Source organism: Pseudarthrobacter sp. lyk4-40-TYG-27 (assembly GCF_030209295.1).
Lineage (GTDB): Bacteria > Actinomycetota > Actinomycetes > Actinomycetales > Micrococcaceae > Arthrobacter.
Genome location: NZ_JARVSH010000002.1, coordinates 161,419 through 178,837, shown reverse-complemented (window position 1 = coordinate 178,837; position 17,419 = coordinate 161,419). Strand labels below are relative to the sequence as shown.

The 17,419-nt window shown below is 66.8% G+C and carries 13 protein-coding genes; 5 read left to right on the top strand and 8 right to left on the bottom strand.

What is annotated here, in order from left to right:
- Window positions 1-5 precede the first annotated feature (5 nt).
- From QRM96_RS04245 to fdhA, 4 genes are all read right to left on the bottom strand, one after another.
- Entirely contained in the window at window positions 6-1,367 is a 1,362-nt protein-coding gene (locus tag QRM96_RS04245) for an MFS transporter (protein ID WP_285318522.1), read from the bottom strand.
- 68 nt (window positions 1,368-1,435) lie between these two features.
- Window positions 1,436-2,371, bottom strand: a complete 936-nt coding sequence (locus tag QRM96_RS04240; RefSeq protein ID WP_018762252.1) for a serine hydrolase — start codon at window positions 2,369-2,371, stop codon at window positions 1,436-1,438.
- A gap of 168 nt (window positions 2,372-2,539) precedes the next feature.
- Window positions 2,540-2,893 carry a GNAT family N-acetyltransferase gene (locus QRM96_RS04235; RefSeq protein WP_285318520.1) on the bottom strand — a complete coding sequence of 118 codons (354 nt, stop codon included), beginning with the start codon at window positions 2,891-2,893 and terminating at the stop codon, window positions 2,540-2,542.
- 111 nt (window positions 2,894-3,004) lie between these two features.
- Window positions 3,005-4,216 carry a formaldehyde dehydrogenase, glutathione-independent gene (gene fdhA, locus QRM96_RS04230; RefSeq protein WP_018762250.1) on the bottom strand — a complete coding sequence of 404 codons (1,212 nt, stop codon included), beginning with the start codon at window positions 4,214-4,216 and terminating at the stop codon, window positions 3,005-3,007.
- A gap of 322 nt (window positions 4,217-4,538) precedes the next feature.
- On the opposite strand from fdhA, the gene QRM96_RS04225 reads away from it, so the two are divergent.
- Window positions 4,539-5,513: an aldo/keto reductase gene (locus QRM96_RS04225; protein WP_285318517.1), complete on the top strand. Its 975-nt coding sequence runs from the start codon at window positions 4,539-4,541 to the stop codon at window positions 5,511-5,513.
- A 28-nt stretch (window positions 5,514-5,541) separates the two neighbouring features.
- On the top strand, window positions 5,542-5,871 hold the full coding sequence (locus QRM96_RS04220; protein WP_109863799.1) for a DUF6457 domain-containing protein: 330 nt from the start codon (window positions 5,542-5,544) through the stop codon (window positions 5,869-5,871).
- A gap of 139 nt (window positions 5,872-6,010) precedes the next feature.
- Here the strand turns inward: QRM96_RS04220 and QRM96_RS04215 are convergent, their stop codons facing one another.
- On the bottom strand, window positions 6,011-8,338 hold the full coding sequence (locus tag QRM96_RS04215) for an FdhF/YdeP family oxidoreductase (RefSeq protein WP_285318516.1): 2,328 nt from the start codon (window positions 8,336-8,338) through the stop codon (window positions 6,011-6,013).
- Window positions 8,339-8,507: 169 nt separating this feature from the next.
- Between QRM96_RS04215 and QRM96_RS04210 the strand changes: the two genes are divergently transcribed.
- Entirely contained in the window at window positions 8,508-10,190 is a 1,683-nt protein-coding gene (locus tag QRM96_RS04210) for a RecQ family ATP-dependent DNA helicase (protein ID WP_285318514.1), read from the top strand.
- Window positions 10,191-10,226: 36 nt separating this feature from the next.
- Window positions 10,227-11,429, top strand: a complete 1,203-nt coding sequence (locus tag QRM96_RS04205; RefSeq protein ID WP_285318513.1) for a TerC family protein — start codon at window positions 10,227-10,229, stop codon at window positions 11,427-11,429.
- A 25-nt stretch (window positions 11,430-11,454) separates the two neighbouring features.
- Here the strand turns inward: QRM96_RS04205 and eda are convergent, their stop codons facing one another.
- Both eda and QRM96_RS04195 read right to left on the bottom strand, forming a co-directional pair.
- Window positions 11,455-12,081, bottom strand: a complete 627-nt coding sequence (gene eda, locus QRM96_RS04200; RefSeq protein ID WP_285318511.1) for a bifunctional 4-hydroxy-2-oxoglutarate aldolase/2-dehydro-3-deoxy-phosphogluconate aldolase — start codon at window positions 12,079-12,081, stop codon at window positions 11,455-11,457.
- The gene (locus QRM96_RS04195) at window positions 12,074-13,093 is read right to left on the bottom strand and encodes a PfkB family carbohydrate kinase (RefSeq protein WP_285318509.1); all 1,020 of its coding nucleotides are present in this window, start codon (window positions 13,091-13,093) and stop codon (window positions 12,074-12,076) included. Before QRM96_RS04195 ends, eda begins: the two co-directional genes overlap by 8 nt.
- 238 nt (window positions 13,094-13,331) lie before the next feature.
- Here QRM96_RS04195 and QRM96_RS04190 point away from each other — a divergent pair, with 238 nt between their 5' ends.
- The gene (locus QRM96_RS04190; RefSeq protein WP_285318508.1) at window positions 13,332-17,006 is read left to right on the top strand and encodes a TM0106 family RecB-like putative nuclease; all 3,675 of its coding nucleotides are present in this window, start codon (window positions 13,332-13,334) and stop codon (window positions 17,004-17,006) included.
- A gap of 39 nt (window positions 17,007-17,045) precedes the next feature.
- Here the strand turns inward: QRM96_RS04190 and QRM96_RS04185 are convergent, their stop codons facing one another.
- The gene (locus QRM96_RS04185) at window positions 17,046-17,360 is read right to left on the bottom strand and encodes an acylphosphatase (protein WP_285318507.1); all 315 of its coding nucleotides are present in this window, start codon (window positions 17,358-17,360) and stop codon (window positions 17,046-17,048) included.
- Window positions 17,361-17,419 lie beyond the last annotated feature (59 nt).

The following is a 17,419-nucleotide window of genomic DNA, read 5'->3' as shown; positions in this document are numbered from 1 at the left end:
GGCGGCTACGCCTTCCGCTGCCGCCAGAAAACAGAGATCCCGAGCGTCACGGCGCAGAGCACCAGCATGGCCAGGACCATCCGCATCCAGCTGTCCTGGTGCACGCCACCGGACGCGAACACACCGATCATCACGGTAGCGGTGATCGCGCCAACGTAGCGGCACGTCTGGTAGATCCCTGCCGCGACGCCGCGGTCCTGCGGCCGGGTGGAGACGAACATGCCCTGGTTGGTGGCGATGCTGACAGTTCCGTAGGGAATCCCCATCAGCGCGGTCAAGACCGCCACGAAGGGGATGGCCAGTGTGCCGGTCAGCAGCCACATCAGTGCCGCCACAAGCGTCAGGAGGACGACGCCGGCGAGCAGCACCCGGCGCACACCGAACCTTCCCATCGCGGAGACCGCCCACGGGGTGGCCACCACCGACATCCCGGCAAGGGGCAGCATCAAGAGGCCCACGACGCCGGGATCATAGCCGCCCGCCTCCTGCAAGAGCTGCGGCAGGCCGAAAAAGACGAAGTAGTAGACGCTGCTGAACACCGCGAACGCCAGGTAAACGAGCATGAGGGGCCTGTTCCGGCCCAGCAGCCGCAGGTCCAGGAACGGCTTGGCGAACCGCAGCTCCCGCCAGGCGAAGAGGGCTGCCACAACCGTGCCGGCGGCCAGCATCCACCAGCGGTAGTCAGGCGCCACATTCAGCGCCGCCATCATGACCAACAGCAGGGCACCGATAAAGCCTGCGATGCCCGGAACATCCGAGTCCCGCACCAGCTGGGCCACGCTGCCGCGCTCGCGGACCTGGTCCGCAGGTGCGGCCTGCCGCACGATCAGCAGCGCCGCCACCGCCAGCGGAACATTAATCAGGAACAGCGACTGCCAGCCCACGAAGCCCACGAGCAAACCGCCGACGACGGGCCCCACGGCAGCTGCCGACGTGTTCGCCATTTGGAGCCGGCCCAGCGGCCGGGCCGAGTCCACCTTGGCCCGGTGCGCAATCGCCCCCACCATCACCACGGCGCTGGGGTACGCGGTGGCCGTGCCCAGTGCCATGACCGCCCGGGCCACGCAGAGCAAGGCAAAGTTCGGGGCCAGCGGTGCCAGGGCGCAGGTAACGGCCACCAGCCCCATGCCCAGCATGAACATCCGTCGTGGCCCAAACCGGTCCGCCAACCTGCCCATCACCGGCTGGCCGGCCGCAGAAGTAAGGTAGAAGGATGTGACCACCCAGGTGACGGCCGCAACGTCGAGCCCGAAATCGGCGCGCAGCACCACCAGGGCCACGGCGATCATGGAGGAGTTGAGCGGGTTCAGTGCCGTGCCCAGGCTGAGGCCTGCGACGGCCAAGGCAGTCCGTGGGTTGTTGCTCACGGTAACAGTCTGGCCCAAAGCGCTCACTGAGGGCGAGTCGGCGGACCACGGCGCGGGCGTGGCGTTGGCTACCTGCCCGCCACCCCAACCGGGAACAATGCATCCTCAACGGCCCGGGTCAGGTCCCGGATCACCTCGGCCTGCCCGTCATCGGCCACGCCGTCCCGGTTTTCCGTGTAGATCACCAGGGCGAAGGTCGAGCCGCGGTAGCTCAGCAGTGCGGCGTCATGCAGTTCGCCGGATAGCTCACCGTATTTGTGGTGGACGTCGATGCCTGCCCTGGAGCCGGCGGGAATGAGGTCTTCGTTGTTGGTGTCCTGCATGTAGCTGAGCAGTTGGGCGGTGTTGTCGGCGTTGAGCAGCTCCCCCGCGTACAGCTTTTTCAGGATCAGGGCCATGTCCGCCGCGGTCAACAGGTTCTTTTCGGGGTCGTAGGTAACACCGATGGAGGCCGCGTAGGCAATCAACTGGGGGTACCCGACGGCGTCCATCAGCAGCTGCCAGGAGTCGTTGTTGCTGTCGTTGACCATGGCTTTGAGCTGGAAAGCGGCGTCGTAGTCGCCCATGGGCTCATCCAGGGCCGCCTCCCCCTTTTCCACCAAGTGATAGTAGGCAGCAGCTGTCAGGATCTTCGCCGTGCTGGCCGCGGTGAAGGCGTCCGCATCGCCGAACGTGCGTTCCGCGCCGCCGGACACGTCCGCGAGCGCCAGCCCGATCCGGTACTGGTCCGCCTCGCTGAGGATGGTGTCCACGCTGTCCTGCAGGGACTCCGGGGCTGCCGCAACGGGTGCCGGCGCCGCCACAGGCTGGGTGGGGGCAACGGAACCGGTCGGCGGCCCGGACCGGGCTACGGCAAGGGCGATGGTTCCCGCGATGACCAGTATGACGGCAAGGGCCAGGATGACCAGCGTACGGATGCCCCGGCCCCTCCCGGGGGCCGGCTGGGCGGGCGGTGGCGGCGGAGCGGCGCGGCCTGGTGTGGGCACCTGGGGGTGCTCGGACATACAAGGGCTCCTGTCCCGCCTCGGCAATGACAAACAACGTCAGCGCGGCGTTGAGCCGCGCTGACAGATGCGATTAAATCACCGGAGTTTGGGAGCTTCCTGAAGACTTGCGGTGTGTTCCACCGGACCGCCCGGCCGGCCCACAATCAACGTTTGCGGCGCCCGGGGCTACGCCCGGGCCCTGGCCGAAAGGGCGGTTTCGAGGAATTCCAGGTGCGCCGGAGCCACGGCCACCACACTGTCCGAGTACTCCGGGTGCTTGACCACGAACTTCTTGATGAACGGGCAGACCGGGACAATGCCCGTCCCGGCCTCCACCGTCGCGTCCAAGGCAGCCGCGGCGAGCTTCCCGGCCAGGCCCTGCCCGCCGTATTCCTCGTTGATCACCGTGTGGTAGAAAATCCGCTGTGGTGACGCGCCGCCGTCGTAATCCTGGTAGGCGGCCTTGCCGATCACGTTCCCGCGGTCGAGGATCTCGAAACGGCTGCGCTCGGCGTTGTGGCGGACGGTGATATCACTCAAGGGAAACTCCTTCGTTGCGGTCGTGCTGCCCGTGCAAAGCCTAACCCGGCCCGGGCAGCACTTATTTCCGCCTGAGAGGAGTCCCTCGTGGCATCACCGTCCGCCCACGGCTCAGCTGAGGTAGCCGTTCGGATTCAGGACGTACTTGGTGGCCGCGCCGGCGTCGAACTCGGCATAGCCCTTGGGCGCGTCTTCCAACGGAATCGCCTTGGCGTTGACGTTCTTGGCGATGTGCACCCGGTCGTTCAGGATGGCCATCATCAACTGCCGGTTGTACTTCATGACCGGGCACTGGCCCGTGGTGAAGCTCAAGGATTTGGCCCAGCCGGTGCCCAGGCTCAGCGACAAGGCACCCTTCTTGGCGGCCTCGTCGATGCCGCCCGGGTCGCCGGTGACGTACAGGCCGGGGATGCCCAGGGCCCCGCCGGCCGCCGTGAGCTCCATCAGGGAGTTCAGGACCGTCGCCGGTGCCTCCTTGGCGTCATGGCCGTGCCCCTTCGCCTCGAAGCCGACGGCGTCCACACCGCAGTCCACCTCGGGGATGCCGAGGATCTGCTCGATCTGGTCCTTCGGATCACCCTTGGACAGGTCCACCGTCTCACAGCCGAAGCTGCGCGCCTGGGACAGCCTGCCCTCGTTCATATCGCCCACAATGACGACGGCGGCACCCAGCAGGTGCGCGCTGGTGGCGGCGGCGAGGCCCACCGGGCCGGCACCCGCAACATACACCGTGGATCCAACACCCACCCCCGCCGTGACCGCGCCGTGGAACCCGGTGGGGAAGATATCCGAAAGCATGGCCAGGTCCAGGATCTTCTCCATGGCCTTGTCCTTGTCCGGGAACTTCAACAGGTTCCAGTCGGCGTACGGCACCAGCACGTAGTTCGCCTGGCCCCCTACCCAGCCGCCCATGTCCACGTAACCGTAGGCGCTGCCGGGACGGTCCGGGTTCACGTTCAGGCAGATGCCGGTCTTGCGCTCCTTGCAGTTCCGGCAACGGCCGCAGGCGATGTTGAACGGCACCGAGCAGAGATCGCCCACCTTGATGAATTCGACGTCGCGGCCTACCTCCACCACTTCGCCGGTAATCTCGTGGCCCAGGACCAGGTTCGGCGGAGCCGTGGTGCGGCCGCGGACCATGTGCTGGTCAGAACCACAAATATTGGTGGCGACTGTCTTGAGGATGACCCCGTGGTGGACGGGGCGCCCCACGTTGGCGGGGTTGACCCCGGGCCCGTCCTTGAGTTCGAACGTAGGGTAGTCAATATCAATTACTTCGACCTTGCCGGCTTCCTTGTAGGCAACGGCTTTGTTCCCTGTCATCTATCGCTCCTGTAGTCAGGTCCGTCCGGTGGGACGGCAGTGATCTGGGTAGGTTGAAAAACCCCGGACATGGGACCCGCCCTGCTCCACTGGCGATTCCTGATGAATATCAGGGGCAGGTTCCCGGCGTGGGGTCCGCCCAGTCTAGGCAGGCCCCCGGGAGCGGTCTAGGGGTAGGTGCCCCCTGTTTGCCGGTGCAACTGTCTATCGACGCGTCCCCAAGGGGAAGCGCCTATAGTGGCGTACGCGACACCCACCGGCTTCAGCGCAAACAGGCGGGCCGGCTGCCCCTAAGGCAAGTTCTACCGTTGAGGAGAACGGCATGAAAACACGCACTATTGGACAATTGACTGTTTCCGCCCTGGGCCTTGGCTGCATGGGCATGAGCGAGTTCTACGGCGACGGCGACGAGCAGGAATCGATTGCCACGATCCACGAGTTCCTGGACGCCGGCGGGTCGCTGCTGGACACGGCGGACATGTACGGGCCCTTCACCAACGAACAGTTGGTGGGCCGCGCAATAGCGGGCCGGCGCGATGACGTGGTGCTCGCCACCAAGTTCGGCAACGAACGCCGCGAGGATGGTTCCTGGGTGGGCATCAACGGCCGCCCCGAGTACGTCAAGTCGGCCTGCGACGCCAGCCTCCGGCGGCTGGGCGTGGACCACATCGACCTCTACTTCCAGCACAGGGTGGACAAGACGGTTCCTATCGAGGACACGGTGGGCGCCATGGCGGAACTGGTCCAGGCCGGAAAGGTCCGGCACCTCGGTTTGTCCGAGGCGTCGGCGGACACCATCCGCCGGGCGCATGCGGTGCACCCGATCACGGCGCTGCAGACGGAATATTCGCTGTGGGAGCGGGAGCCGGAAACCAAGGTGTTTCCCGTGCTCGACGAGCTGGGAATCGGGTTCGTGCCGTACAGTCCGCTGGGCCGCGGGTTCCTGACGGGTCAGATCCGCAGCGTGGACGACTTCGCCGACGACGACTTCCGCCGGCATTCGCCACGGTTCCAGGGCGAGAACTTCACCCGGAACCTTGAGCTCGTGGACCGGGTGAAGGAACTGGCCGACCACAAGCAGTGCACTCCCGGCCAGCTGGCACTCGCCTGGCTGCTGGCACAGGGTGAACATATTGTCCCGATCCCAGGCACCAAGAAGCGCGACCGGCTGCGCGAGAACCTGGGCGCGGTGGAAGTGGAGCTCAGCGCCGATGAGCTGCGGCTGCTGGACGAATTGGCCCCCGCAGGGTCGACAGCGGGCGCCCGCTACCCGAACATGTCCACTATCGACACCTGAGACATCCGGTGTCAGCAAAGGAGAAACCATGACAGTCAACGACGACGAAGCCCAGGTGCTGGACCAGTGGACCCACCGGCTGGCGCAGGCACTGCAGATCCTGGACCTCGACGTGGACCAGGAGCTGTTGCTGGACCTCGCCCGCAAATCCGCCGACAACGTGATCCATGCGGCCGCGCCCATCACCACGTTCCTGGTGGGGTACGCAGCGGCGCTGGACGCGGGGACGGGCAGCGCCGGGAACCGTGAGGCGGCGTCGGCTGCCGTGGCCAAGGCGGCCCGGGTCGCCCTGGGCCTGGTCGACGACGGCGCGCACGGCGGGCCCGCCGGCCGCGGCTGGGCGGACACGGGACAGTAACCGGCAACGGCCTGCAGACTCCCCGCCATGTGGACACATCCCCTTCGCGCGACGCAGGGAAAAGTCCAAACGGCGGGGAGTCGCTCGTTCGCGTGCCGCCGGGGCACGGTCAGCTGGGTTTCGACAGGCCCACAACCTGTCAGCCTGCGGCGGCGGGCTCCTCTTCAAGGACTTTCACAGGCTCAAGGCGGACGATGACGGCTTTGGACGCCGGGGTCTGGCTTCCCTCCGCGACGCTCTCCAACGGGACCAGGACGTTGGCCTCGGGGTAATACGCTGCGGCGCAGCCCTTGGCAGACGGGTAGGACACCACCCGGTAGTTGCGCAGGACCCGTGCCACGTTGTCCTTGTAGACGCCGTGGATGTCCACGTGTTGCCCGTCGGCGAGGCCCAGTTCGGCAAGGTCCACGGGGTTGACGAACACTACCTCGCGGCCTTTCTTGATGCCCCGGTAGCGGTCGTTGTTGCCGTAGATGGTGGTGTTGAACTGGTCGTGCGAGCGCATGGTCTGCAGGATGAGCGTCCCGGCCGGCCGGTCAACGTGTTCGAGTTCGTTGACGGTGAGCATGGCCTTCCCGGTTGGGGTGTTGAAGGTACGGGAATCCCGCGGACCGTTGGGCAGCACGAACCCGCCCTTTTGCCTGACTTTGGTGTTGTAGTCCTCACAGCCAACCACCACGCGGGCGATGTGGTCCCGGATGAGGTCGTAGTTCTTTTCGAACCCGGCCCAGTCCGCGGACGTCCGGTCCCCCACCGTGGCGGCGGCAAGCCGGCACACGATGGCAACTTCGGAGAGCAGCCGGGGGGCCACCGGCTCCACGACGCCATGGCTGGCATGGACGGCGCAGACAGTGTCCTCCACCGAGACGAATTGTGGGCCGGAGTCCTGCCGGTCGATCTCGGTCCGGCCCAGGGTAGGCAGGATCAGGGCCTCGGCCCCGGTCACGGCGTGGGAGTGGTTGAGCTTGGTGGAGATTTGGACGGAAAGTTCAGTGTTCTCCATGGCCGCTTCGGCGGCCTCGGTGTCTGAAATGGCGCCCACGAAGTTGCCGCCAAGCCCTACGAAGACTTTGACGCCGCCGTCGCGCATTCCACGGACGGTCTGGACCGCGTCCAGGCCGTGGTCGCGCGGCGGCTCAAACTGGAACTCCCGGCCAAGGGCGTCCAGGAAGGCCGGCGGCATCTGTTCCCAGATTCCCATGGTCCGGTCGCCCTGGACGTTGCTGTGGCCGCGGATGGGCGAGGCGCCGGCACCGGGCTTGCCGATGTTGCCGCGCAGCAGGAGCAGGTTGATGATCTCCTTGATGGTGGCAACGCCCTTTTTCTGCTGGGTAATGCCCATGGCCCAGGTGATGATCACCTTGTCCGCCGCCAGGTAGCGGGCCGCCAGTTCGTCGATTTCCTCAGACCGCAGGCCGGTGGCTTCCAGCACCGCTGCCTCGTCCAGCTGGGCCAGGTGCGCCCGCAGTTCCTCGAGACCGTAGCAGTGTTCGGCAAGGAATGCGTGGTCCAGGACTTTACCGGGGTTGGCGGCCTCGGCGTCGAGCACGCGCTTGGACACCGCCTGGAGCAGCGCCATGTCACCGCCGATGCGCACCTGCAGGAACTGGTCGGCGATTTGGGTGCCGTGGCCGATGATGCCCTTGACCTTCTGCGGGTTTTTGTAGCGCAGAAGTCCGGCCTCGGGCAGCGGGTTGACAGCGACGATATGGCCGCCGGCTTCCTTGGCTTCTTCCAACGCCGTCAGCATCCGCGGGTGGTTGGTGCCCGGGTTCTGGCCCATGACGATGATCAAATCCGCCTTGCCGAAGTCATCGTAGGACACGGTGGCCTTGCCCACGCCGATGGTCTGCCCCATGCCCCACCCCGAGGATTCGTGGCACATGTTGGAGCAGTCGGGGAGGTTGTTGGTGCCGTAGGCGCGGATGAACAGCTGGTACAGGAAGGCTGCTTCGTTCGAGGTGCGGCCGCTGGTGTAGAACGTGGCCTGGTTGGGGTCCGGGAGGGACTTGAGCTTGTCAGCCATGATCTGGAAGGCGCGCTCCCACGTCACCGGGCGGTAGTGGTCCTCCCCCGCAGCCTTGTAGACGGGCTCGGTGAGCCGGCCCTGCATGCCCAACCAGTATTCGGACCGCTTCCGCAGTTCACTGACCGGATGCTCTGCCCAGAATTCGCTGCCGACCACCACCGGGGTCGCCTCCCAGGTGACGGCTTTGGCACCGTTTTCGCAGAACTCGAACGTCTTGCGGTGGCCCGGATCAGGCCACGCGCAGCTCATGCAGTCGAAGCCGTCCTTCTGGTTGAGGGCCAACAGGGTTTTCCGCGACCGTTCCACACCCATGTGCTGGACCGCCGGCTGCATCGAGTGGTAGACGCCCGGAACTCCCGCGGCCCAGGTCTTGGGGTGGCCGGTCACCTCGAGATCGGACTCTTCCGGTTCTTCGACCTTCGGGTTTTCGCGCGCCACAACATGCTCCTTGTTCGCCGGCTCCCGGAAGGACCGGCTGGATTGGCGGATATGTCACTCCACAGTTGTTGAGCATTCCCGTGAAGTCAAGCACCAGGGCCCTGGCGTAGGCTGGTTCCCACGGCTGAAGCAGGCGGCCATTGTTTCCTTCCGTGCGGAGCCCTTTTTCATGTCCGACGAACCTGCCCTTCGCGCCCTTGCGGCCTCGTCCTTCTCCCTGGACAACCTTCGGGAAGGCCAACTGGCCGGCATGGCCGCCCTCACCGGGGGCCGCGACGTCCTGGCCGTCATGCCCACGGGGTACGGAAAGTCCGCCATCTACCAGGTCGCAGCCCTGCACCTTCACAACCTCACCGGGCGTCCCGCCGTCGTGGTTTCTCCGCTGATCGCCTTGCAGGAGGACCAGCGTGAATCGCTGGTTGCGGATCTGGGGCCGGATGCCGCCGTCGCCATCAATTCCGCACACAGCGACGCCGACGTCCACGCCGCCTGGCAGTCGGTGGAGGACGGCAGGGCCGTGTTCGTGTTCCTGGCCCCGGAGCAGCTGGCGCGGCCGTCAACGGTGGACCGGCTCAAGGCTTTGGATGTGTCCCTGTTCGTGGTGGACGAGGCCCACTGCGTCTCCTCCTGGGGCCATGACTTCCGCCCGGACTACCTGGGCCTGGGCACGGTCCGGGAGCAACTGGGCAACCCGCCCGTGGCCGCGCTGACCGCCACGGCTTCCCCTCCGGTGCGCGATGAGATCGTGGAGCGGCTGGCCATGAAGGACCCGCTGGTCCTGGTCCACGGCTTCGACCGGCCCAATATCAGCCTGGCTGTGGTCCGGCACCACAAGGACAAGGACAAACGCAAGGCGGTGATGGGGCAGGTGGCGGACCTGGCCCGGACGGGAAAGGGCCTCCTGTACGCCGCCACCCGGAAAGACACCGAAGAGTACGCGGCGCGGCTGGCGGCAAAGGGGCTGCGCGCCGAGTCTTACCACGCCGGCCGGCGCGCCGCGGACCGGGAACGCATCCACGAGCTGTTCCTGCATGACCAATTGGATGTGGTGGTGGCCACGACTGCCTTTGGCATGGGCATCGACACGCCGAATGTCCGCTTCGTGGTCCATGCCGACATTCCGGAATCACTCGACGCCTACTACCAGGAGATAGGCCGCGCCGGCCGCGACGGAAACTCCGCGGCCGCCGTGCTGCATTACCGATCGGAGGACCTGGGGCTGCGGAAATTCTTCAGCAGCCGCTCGCCCGATCCCGGTTCGCTGCTGGCGGTCCTGAAGGTCCTCAAAGCCGCCAAGGCTCCCGCGCCGAAGTCATCCCTGGCGGAACTGACGGGCCTCCCGGCCCGTCGCATCACGGCGCTGGTCAACCTGCTGGAAGAGATCGGTGCCGCAAGCAGCGGGAAACGTGGAGTCCGCCTGACCTCCAAGGCCAAACCGGCAGCGCTGGTGCAGGACGCCGTGGAGCTCGCCGAAGCCCGGCAACGCGTGGACCAGTCCCGGCTGGGCATGATGCGCGCCTACGCCGAGGCGGACGGCTGCCGGCGGCGGTTCCTGCTGGGCTACTTCGGCGAGGACATGCCTGAACCGTGCGGAAACTGCGACGCGTGCACGGCGGAAGTCCACCGAGCAGCTGCGCCTCCGGCCGGCAAGGACACGGACGACGACGGCGGTCCGGCGTACAGCGCCGGTGCACCGTTCCCGCCACAGTCCGCAGTGGTGCACAAGGAGTGGGGGCCGGGCCTGGTGATGCGGGAGGAGGGGGACGTCATCACGGTGCTGTTCGAACAGGAGGGGTACAAGACGCTGTCGCGATCCGCCGTCGTGGAGCACCATCTCCTGAAGCCCGCTTAGGTAGGCTGGGGTAACCTCCGACGAAAGGCCCGCCGCGTGGAAACCCCTGCCTACGCCTGGATCCTGACCATTGTGGTTATCGCAGGGCTGCTGGCCTTCGATTTCTTCTTCCATGTCCGGAAGGCCCACACCCCGTCCCTGAAGGAATCGGCTGTCTGGTCCGCCATCTACGTGAGCATTGCGGTGCTGTTCGGGCTGGCTGTCCTCATCTTCGGCGGGCCGGACATGGGCATCGAATACTTCGCGGGCTATGTCACGGAAAAGGCCTTGTCCGTTGACAACCTCTTCGTATTCCTCATCATCATGGCCAGCTTCAAGGTGCCGCGCGCGGACCAGCAGAAGGTGCTCCTGTTCGGCATCATTTTCTCCCTGGTCGCCCGCACCGCGTTCATCTTCCTGGGCGCCGCGCTGATCAACAGTTTCGCCTGGGTCTTCTACATTTTCGGGCTTATCCTGCTGGTCACCGCGGGCCACCTGCTCAAACCGGATGACCACGACGACGACTCCGACGGCGTTGTGGTGCGGCTCGCCAAGAAATTCCTGCCGGCGTCCGAACACTACGACGGTGACAAGCTGTTCACCGTGGAGAACGGCAAGCGGGTGCTGACCCCCATGCTGCTGGTGATGGTGGCGATCGGCGGCACGGACATCCTGTTCGCCCTGGATTCCATTCCGGCGATCTTCGGCCTGACCCAGAACGTGTTCATCGTCTTCACGGCCACGGCGTTCTCGCTGATGGGCCTGCGCCAGCTGTTCTTCCTCATCGACGGCCTGCTGGACCGGCTGATCTTCCTCTCGTACGGGCTGGCCGTCATCCTCGGTTTCATCGGCGTGAAGCTGGTCCTGCACGCCCTGCACGAGAACACCCTGCCGTTCATCAACGACGGCGAGCACGTCAACGTGGTGGAAGTCAGCACCGGGGTTTCCCTGGGCGTGATCCTCGGCGTGCTGCTGCTGACGATCCTGGCGTCGGTCTTCAGCCCCAAGGGCAAAGCCAAGAACGCTGTCTCCGGGGCCAGGCGGCACGCCGTCGAGTACCTTGACCTCAACTACGAGACCGACATGGCGGAACGGGACAAGATCTTCGCCAAGATGTGCCGCGAAGAAGACCAGATCCGCAAGCTTCCGGAAAAGTACAAGCGGCTTGTCCGGCACGAAACGGAGTTCCTGGAACTGCTTCGCAGCGCCCATGAGGAGCACGACAAGGCCCAGGTCAGGGCGGCCGCGGCCGAGGGCTGACTCCCGGGCGCTGCGGCGGGGCGGATTACCGGCCCAGCGCAGCCGCGCCGCCTGCCAGGGTGGTGATCCGGTCCCAGTCCTTGGCCGCGACGGCGTCTGCCGGGGTGAGCCAGCTGCCGCCGACGCAGGCCACGTTGGGCAGCTTGAGGTAGTCCGGGGCGGTGGCCGGGCTGATGCCGCCGGTGGGGCAGAACTGCACGTGCGGGATGGGCGCCCCGATGGCGGCCAGGTAGGACGGCCCGCCTGCAGGCCCGGCGGGGAAGAACTTCATCGCATCCAAACCGGCCTCCAGGACGGCCATTACCTCCCCGACAGTGGCGACGCCGGGCAGCACCGGGACGTCCAGGGACAGCATGTGGGTGAGCAGCGCGGGGGTGACGCCGGGGCTGACCAGGAAGGTGGCACCCGCCTGGACGGCGGCGTCCGCCTGCCCCGGCGTGAGGATGGTGCCGGCGCCCACCAGGATGTCCGGCACCTCCTGGGCGATCAGCTTCAGCGAGGTCAGCGCGGAGTCGGTGCGCAGCGTCAGCTCAATGATCTTCACGCCGCCGTCCACCAGGGCACGGGCCAGGGGCACCGCATCCTGGGGGTCGTCGATGGTGACCACCGGGATGACGGGTGACACGCGGAGGACGCCTGATGCGTCAGCCATGGTTGACCTCATTTCCCAGGCCGTCCGGCCCGTTGGTGTCGATGGTGCGGCAGTCCTCAGGGAAGGTGGCTGCGGCGTGGGCAGAGGTCTGCTCGAACGTGGGGATGAGGCCTGTGCCGCCTTTGCCTCCGACCACCAGCGAGGAAGCCGCCGCACCATACCGGACCGCCGTCGGGAAGTCGTCGCCCAGCACCAGGCGTGCGGTGAGCGTGCCCACAAACGCGTCCCCGGCGCCGGTCTGGTCCACTACCGCGGGCGCCGGAATGGCCGGTACCCACGCGGACTGCACGCCGGTTTCGCCGGACCATTCGAGCTGGACGCCCGTGGCGCCGCAGGTGACAGCTACGTTGGCGGCCCCCATCGAGCGCAGCTTCGCGGCCGATGCTTCGGGCGAGGAAACTCCCAGCAGGGCTGCCGTCTCGCCCGGGAAGGAGGGCGTCACCAGGAAGGCCTGTGCGGCAAGTTCGGTCAGTGCCGCCGCCGCGTCCACAGCGGTGGTGAGCCGGGGCCGGTAGTTGGGGTCGTAGACAAAGCGTTTGGCTGCGGACGCGGCCTTGACGACGGCGGCGCGCGCCGTCGTCGAAATGGCGCAGGTGATGCCGCCCGCCACCACCGCGCCGGCCGCGCCGAAGACGTCCGGGTCGACATCGTCCGGCCCAAGGGTGGACCCGACGCTGCCGCTGCGGGCGTAGGTGAATTCGCGTTCGCCGTCGGGGTCGCTGTGCACCAGGTAGACGCCCTGCTGCCCGCGACGGAACGTCAACTGGTCGGTGACGATCCCCAGCTCGGCGATCCGGGCCGCGATGGCCTGACCCAGGTCGTCGTCCGTGAGCACGGACAGCAGGCCCACGCGGGCACCCGCTGCTGCGGCGGCTGCAGCGACATTGAGGGCGTCTCCGGAGATGCCCAGCCGTGCTGGTACGCCATGGCCGAAGGGCTGGTCGGTGGCGACTTCGATGAGGATCTCCCCCATCACCACCACGTCAAAGGATTCAAAGGCTGCAGTGTTCACCAGTCGTACACCGATCCGTCCAGGCGCCGCTTGACAGGCGCGTTCTTGGGGTCGAAGGGAAACCGCGCGGAGGCGCCCCGTTGAACTCTACGCCCAGCCCGGCAGGCCGCGCCCGGTCCATAAACCTGTCCGTCAAGGTGCTGGAAAGCGCGCAGCCCTTTTTGTCGGCCCTCCTTGCTAGGTTTGATTCCAGGCCGGGGGAACCGACTCCGGGCCCGCAAACAGTTGGGGAGGCCCCGTGTTTCTGCTGGACGCTGCCGGTCATGATGCCGGATCCGACGCGCCGCCGGACCTGGTCTTCTCCGCCAGCGACCTTGTGGCGGCCTCCGAATGTGAGTACCGCACACTCCGGATCCTGGACGAAAAGCTGGGTCATGCTCCCAAGGCGGAGTTCCCCGTGGACGAGATGCAGAAGCGGGCCGGCGAACTGGGCGACCGGCATGAACAAACCGTGCTGGCCAGCCTGGTGGCCAAGTATGGCCCGTGGGATGCCAGCCGGGGTTCGGGTGTCTACTCCCTGGAACGCGGCCTGAACCTGCGCGGTGAGCTGCAGGCAAAACATGCTGAAACCGAACTTGCCCTTCGCTCCGGGGCCGACGTGGTGTTCCAGGCAACTTTCTTCGACGGCGAGTTCCTGGGCTACGCCGACTTCCTGGTCAACGAGGCCGCAGGCACCGGAAACCCGGGCCGGTACGAGGTCTGGGACACCAAGCTTGCCCGGCACGCCAAGGTGGGGGCCCTGCTGCAACTGGCTGCCTACGGCGACCAGCTTCTCGGGATGGGGCTGGATCCCTCCCCCGTCGTCACGCTGGTGCTGGGGACCCGTGACGGCGACGACTGGCTCCGAAGCAGCCATTCCCTGCCGGACCTGCTTCCGGTCTTCCGCGAACGGCGCAGGCGTTTCCGGTACCTGACGGCCGGCCACCGCGCCAAAGATGCCCCTGTGCAGTGGCAACAGCCCGGCATCGTGCATTGCGGCCGCTGCGACTACTGCGCCGAGCAGGTGACCCGCCACCGGGACCTCCTGATGGTCGCCGGGATGTCCGTCGTCCAACGGCGGAAGCTTCATGCCGCCGGAGTCACCACCATTGACCAGCTCGCGGCCATGCCCGCCCCGGATGCACAGGGGTCACTGGCCCGCCTCCGCGCGCAAGCCCGGATGCAGCTGGGCTTGGACACAGCCGCAGGATCCCGCACGTTCATGAAGGACGGGGAGCCTCATACGGTCTCCTATACCGTCCTTGCGGACCACGCCGTCGGTTCGCTTCCCGCTCCGAGCGCCGGAGACATCTTCTTCGACTTCGAAGGCGATCCGCTCTGGCAGGATCCAGCCACCGGTGCCTGGGGAATCGAGTACCTTTTCGGGGTCATCGAGGCCCCCGGGACGGACCCCGCCAAGGAGCCCGCATTCCGTCCGTTCTGGGCGCATTCCCGCGCCGGTGAACGCCGCGCCTTCCTGGCTTTCCTTGACTACGTGGAGAAGCGGCGTGCGACGTACCCGGACATGCACGTCTATCACTACGCCGCCTACGAAAAGACAGCCCTGCGGAATCTTTCCCTGGTGCACCAGGCAGGCGAGGACACGGTGGACGACTGGCTTCGGCAAGGACTGCTGGTGGACCTCTACGCCACGGTCAAGCATTCCATCCGGATCTCCGAGGCCTCGTATTCCATCAAGAAGCTGGAACCGCTGTATATGGGAGACAACCTGCGGTCCGGGGACGTCAAGGATGCCGGCGCCTCCGTGGTGGCATATGCCGCTTACTGTGCCGCCCGTGATGCCGGCCGCCGGGACGAAGCCGATGCCGTCCTGGCGTCCATTTCGGACTACAACCGATACGACTGCCTTTCCACCCTGCGGCTCCGGGACTGGCTGCTGAAGATCGCCCCGACGGCGGTCCCAGACACCCGGTCCGCCCGGCTGCCGGTAAACACCACGGAACCGGCACGGGCCGGTGGCCCGCCGGCCGCCACCACGCCTATCGAAAATCCCCCGCCCGACGACCTCCCGGACGCGCCGGACGAAACCCCCGAGGAACTGCAGCTGCGCGGGTACCTCTCGGCCCTTCCCGATGACCGGCCCTGGACCGATGATGAGCGGGCCGTCGCCATGGTGGCAGCGGCCACCGGCTACCACCGGCGCGAGCGGAAACAGTTTTGGTGGCAGCATTTCGACCGCGTCGAAGCGCCTGTGGAGAACTGGGCGGACCAGCGGAACGTGTTCACAGTGTCATCGGCGGAGGTCATTTCGGACTGGGCCCTCGCCAAACCACGGGAACGGATGCGGACCAGGGTCTTGCAGCTCCGCGGCACCATGACGGAAGGTTCAGATTTCCGGGTCGATTCCAACTGGTGCCGGCTCTACGAAGCCCCCGGGCCCGAGGGCATGGCTGCCCCGAATGCAACACCACAGGCCAAGGCCTATGCCTTCAAGACCCGCATCCACGACCTCGCGGCGGCGCCGGACAACCCGGAGCACACCATCATCACCATCTCGGAGCGGGAATCCGGAAAGGTGGCCGCGTACCCGCACCTTCCCATAGCGCTGACCGAGGACACCCCCATCCCAACAGACAACATTGAGGCCGCCATCGCGGAACTTGCCAGGACTGTCGGCTCCACCGTGCCCGGACTGCCCGCACAGCCGGGCCTGGACATCCTGCGCAAGGTGCCTCCGCGGTTCCGCAGCATGGGCGCCCCGGCCGGGGTCCGGCACCTACCGGACGGCACCGTCGACTACGCCGGAGCCATTGCCGCATCCCTGCGGGACCTCGATACCTCATACCTGGCCGTTCAAGGACCCCCGGGAACGGGCAAGACCCACATCGGCGCGCATGTGATCGGCGAGCTGGTGCGGGCGGGCTGGAAGGTGGGGGTGGTTGCGCAGTCGCACAATGTGGTGGAAAACCTCCTCTGCCGTGCCGTCGAGGCGGGCCGCGTGGACCCTTCGCTTGTGGCCAAAAAGCTCGCCGCGCCCCACTCTGTCCCGTGGACGGCAACGGATGAGCGTGATGTGGGACGCATGCTGGCCGCACCCGGCGGCTGCCTGGTGGGCGGCACCGCATGGACCATGACCGGCAAGGAAGTCCCCGCCGGGTCCCTGGACCTGCTGGTGATCGACGAAGCCGGCCAGTTCTCGCTGGCCAACACCCTGGCGGTCTCCCGCGCGGCGAAACGCCTCCTCTTGTTGGGCGATCCGCAGCAGCTCCCCCAGGTCACCCAAGGGGCACATCCGGAACCTGTGGACGAATCAGCCCTGGGCTGGCTCGCCGCGGGGCATGCGACCCTCCCCGCAAGCCTGGGCTACTTCCTCGCCGATACCTGGCGGATGCACCCGGAGCTGTGCAGGGCAGTTTCGAACCTCAGCTACGACGGCAAGCTGCAGTCCGCACCAGCCGCGGGCCAGCGCGAACTCGATGGGCTGCCGCCCGGGGTGGAGACGGTGTTCGTCAACCACAGTGGCAATGCCACAGCGTCCAAGGAAGAGGCGGAGGAAGTGGTGCGGCAGGCGCGCCGCCACCTCGGCCTGAAGTGGACCTCCGGCCCGGACGCGGGGTCACGCCCGCTGGAGCAGCAGGACCTGATGGTGGTGGCCGCCTACAACGCCCAGGTGCATTTGGTCCGGAGGGCGTTGGCCGAAGCCGGGCTGCCGGAGGTGAAGGTGGGCACGGTGGACAAGTTCCAGGGCCAGGAAGCCCCGGTAGTGTTCGTCTCCATGGCGTGTTCGGCGGTAGCGGAGGCTCCGCGCGGCGCGGAATTCCTGCTCAACCGGAACCGCATCAATGTGGCAGTCTCGCGCGGGCAGTGGCGGGCCGTCATCATCCGCTCCCCCGAAGTCACCAGCTATATGCCGCACAAACCGGCGGCACTGGAGGAACTCGGCGCCTTCATCGGCCTCAGCCCGCGGGAGTAGTCGCGGCGGGCGCCGGGGCGCAAGCTTGGGACGGGGCGGTCAGTGCGCCCGGAAACCGCGGAAGTGGCCCCCGGCCCGGGACGTTGACCCGTCCACCCGTTCCACCCGGCCCGGGGTGCTGCCGGAGTTGAGCCACTCCAGGAACTGCCGGACCTTGGGCTCGGGTCCTTCGGCCACGACTGACACCGATCCGTCGTCGCGGTTGGCCACCTCACCGGACAATCCCAGTTCCTCCGCTTTGGCCATGGTCCAGTACCGGAAGCCCACACCTTGGACCATGCCGAGCACCCGGGCATCCAGCCGCACGGCATCCCCAGCCGAACCGTCCTTCGGTGTCCCTGCGTGCCTGCCCATGGTGTTCCTCCTCGGGACCGGCCAACTTCCTCCCGGCCGCGGCACCTAACGCACTGAAG

Excerpts from the sequence above, each read along its gene's own strand:
- QRM96_RS04240 (WP_018762252.1), bottom strand. The coding sequence starts at position 2,371 with ATGTCCGAGCACCCCCAGGTGCCCACACCAGGCCGCGCCGCTCCGCCG.
- fdhA (WP_018762250.1), bottom strand. The coding sequence starts at position 4,216 with ATGACAGGGAACAAAGCCGTTGCCTACAAGGAAGCCGGCAAGGTCGAA.
- QRM96_RS04225 (WP_285318517.1), top strand. The coding sequence starts at position 4,539 with ATGAAAACACGCACTATTGGACAATTGACTGTTTCCGCCCTGGGCCTT.
- QRM96_RS04220 (WP_109863799.1), top strand. The coding sequence starts at position 5,542 with ATGACAGTCAACGACGACGAAGCCCAGGTGCTGGACCAGTGGACCCAC.
- QRM96_RS04210 (WP_285318514.1), top strand. The coding sequence starts at position 8,508 with ATGTCCGACGAACCTGCCCTTCGCGCCCTTGCGGCCTCGTCCTTCTCC.
- eda (WP_285318511.1), bottom strand. The coding sequence starts at position 12,081 with ATGGCTGACGCATCAGGCGTCCTCCGCGTGTCACCCGTCATCCCGGTG.
- QRM96_RS04185 (WP_285318507.1), bottom strand. The coding sequence starts at position 17,360 with ATGGGCAGGCACGCAGGGACACCGAAGGACGGTTCGGCTGGGGATGCC.